The following is a 2983-nucleotide window of genomic DNA, read 5'->3' on the forward strand; positions in this document are numbered from 1 at the left end:
TACAAAATAATTCGGTAATATAGTCCATGAAAAAGCCTTGCTCTGAAATGTTTTGTCTTCGTAACCAAGATATTACAGATGCTAAGGCTTTTTTTTATTTATTTTTTATGTCGAACTCAGGTTATCTATACTTATATTCAGAGTTAGATAGTTTTATTATTCGAGAAAATAAAAAACCATTGGGCCGGTCAAAGTCTCAATGGTAGAGGATTTACATGTGAGTCATTATTATCGAAGGTTGTAATGACCTTTCTTGTTATTCTGATTTTCTCATTTCTAAAACGGACGGCTACCCGCCAGACTGATGCGTTTTAATAAACGGCGCTGATCAGCCGGGAATGGACGGCGTGAGTGCAAAGTCACCTGATTATCCCAGAACACGATATCGCCAATTTCCCAGTGATGTTCATAAGCGAACTCAGGTTTTGAAATATGCTCACGTAATTTTGCGATCAGTTGACTGCCAGCCTGATCATCATAATTGACCAGTTCGACTTCGGTATGCGTATTCAGCCAAAGTGCTTTACGACCGGATTCAGGATGAGTGCGCACCAGTGGATGTGGATAGGCATGACTTAATATGGGCTGATCTTTAAAGCGATACAGCGGGCTATTGCCATAACCTTGATCATCAGCCTGATCTCTGGTTTTTTGACGGCGCACGAAAGGGTTATAAGTAATCAGTTGCAGCTGATCAATCTGTGCTTTGGTTTCTTTATTGAGTGCATCATAGGCTTTAATGGTATTGATCCAGCTGGTCTGTCCACCGTTCTGAGGCAGTTCAATCGCATACAATAAGGAAGCAAAAGAGGGTAAAGGTGTCCATTGATGATCGGTATGTGGAGTCAGTTCACCATGCCCGGTATAGTCTCCCTGACCGACGGCATTGGAAACCGGCACGACATCGGGTGGAACACCGCTATCGGACTGCGCAGCCAATACCGGGGTATCTGCACCTGGGCGGAAAATGGAACCGAAATAAGTTGAAAATGCCAAGTATTGTAAATCATCCAGACTTTGCTGCTTAAAGATCAAAATCAGATGCTCGGCCAGAGCCTGTTTTAACTGTAAAATGGTTTCAGATGACTGGGCTTTACGGGCATCCAGACCAAAGACCACTGCGCCTAAGGCCTGATCTGTTTGCGGTACAATCTTGATTTCAGCCGGATGTTGAAATTGATCTTGCTGATGCCAGCGTGGAGCATCATGAATGGCTTGTGAAAGTTGGGTTAAGCTGGTCATTATAAAGTCTCAGAATTTTCTTGTTGATGAGAATCTAAGAAAATTCCGGACTGAAATAAAATCAAAAGAAATGATAAGTTTATGAATAATCTGATATTTTTAATATTTAGTTGATTTTGAAACATTTAACTTATTGTGCGATGGATTGCGCATTTTCTGCTGAGGATATTTCAGCAGTTTAGTGTGCGCAAAAAGCCTGATTAAAATATTCAAATAACTGAGGTGTTTGAAACCACAGTCCAATCGACAAAGCCAGTAAAAGCAGGATTGCCACAGCAATCAAGAGTTTGAGTTTCAATAGAGAATCAGTCATGGACGATTTGCTCCTCATTGACCCAGAAATGCACCAGTACGCCAAAAATGCTGAGGACAATGGATAGCATCCACACCGCATTATAATTGCCACTCAAATCATGGTTAACTCCACCGAGCCAGCCACCAAAAAATGAGCCAACCTGATGGGTAAAGAACACGATGCCACTGAGCATGGTCAGATATTTCACCCCGAACATATTCGCCACAATGCCATTGGTCAGCGGAACGGTCGATAACCAGAGTAACCCCATAATGACACCAAAGCTATAGACTGTCCATGTGCTGAGAGGCAGCATGAGAAAGGCAATAATCGCAATTCCACGCAATGCATATAATCCCATCAGTAGATGCGGTTTGAAGTATTTGCCACCCAGCCAGCCGGCCGTATAGGTGCCTACCACATTAAACAGACCCACTAAGGCTAAGAAGATCGTACCGGTTGTGGCATTAAACCCATGATCAATCAGATAGCCAGGCAGGTGAATGCCAATAAAAACTACCTGAAAACCACAAACAAAAAAGCCCATAGCCAGAAACCAGAAGGGTTTATGATTTTTCACCACCACCAGAATCTGTTTAAAATTGAGTGAGACTTTATTGGGGGTAGCGGCCGCGTTGGGATGAACATACATCGGTGCTTTCAGCATCCAGGCCAATGGCACAATCAATGCAATTAAAATGGCACTGACCACCAGCGCCGCTGACCAGCCGACATTCTGTAATAGCAACAGGGTTGAAGGCAGCATGATAAACTGACCAAAAGATCCGGCCGCACTAGCAATTCCCATCGCCAAACTGCGCTTTTCTGGTGGGGCAGCACGTCCAACTGCAGACAATAACACCGGAAATGACGTAGCTGACAGGGCGAGACCCAGAATCAGGCCGACACTCAGATTAAGCAATAATCCGGTCGAGCTAACTGCCATCAAGAGTAGACCAATTGCATATAAGGCTCCGCCTACAGCTACCACAATCTTGCTGCCATATTTATCGGCAAATGCCCCGGTAATTGGCTGAACTGCACCCCAGATCAGGTTTTGCATGGCAATAGCCAGGCTAAAAACATTATGACCCCAACCGAATTCTTCGCTCATCGGTACCAGATACAGGCCAAAGGCATGACGTACACCCAGTGACAGTGCCAAAATGATGGCGGAGCCAATCAGCATAAAAATAAGAGCTTTGGAAAATTGACTGTCAGCCATACGTCATTCATGCCTATAAATTTGATATGTATAGTATTCGATTCAAGCAATAGAGGCGATTAAATAAATATTGATCAAAAGATAAATTTTTTTTATTAGGGTCTGTTGACATTTCAAGTATAGAATTTACCCGATAAAGGTAGCCAAATAAATATACAAGCTAATGCAACTGCCCCCTCATAGCTACACTTTAGCTTATCATATCGTGTTGCTATTCCTCT

General features: G+C 43.1%; 3 protein-coding genes. All 3 read right to left on the bottom strand.

Annotation, left to right across the window (positions count from 1 at the left end; genetic code table 11):
- Positions 1 to 276: 276 nt before the first annotated feature.
- Positions 277 to 1242 (bottom strand): TauD/TfdA dioxygenase family protein, encoded by a 966-nt coding sequence (locus AC1P5O_RS16315; RefSeq protein WP_004279669.1) that lies wholly within the window; start codon positions 1240 to 1242, stop codon positions 277 to 279.
- 178 nt (positions 1243 to 1420) lie between these two features.
- Entirely contained in the window at positions 1421 to 1555 is a 135-nt protein-coding gene (locus tag AC1P5O_RS16320) for a hypothetical protein (RefSeq protein WP_005104601.1), read from the bottom strand.
- Positions 1548 to 2762: an MFS transporter gene (locus tag AC1P5O_RS16325; RefSeq protein ID WP_005104600.1), complete on the bottom strand. Its 1215-nt coding sequence runs from the start codon at positions 2760 to 2762 to the stop codon at positions 1548 to 1550. The genes AC1P5O_RS16320 and AC1P5O_RS16325 overlap by 8 nt, the downstream gene beginning before the upstream one ends.
- Positions 2763 to 2983: the final 221 nt, after the last annotated feature.

It is taken from the genome of Prolinoborus fasciculus, from assembly GCF_056724605.1.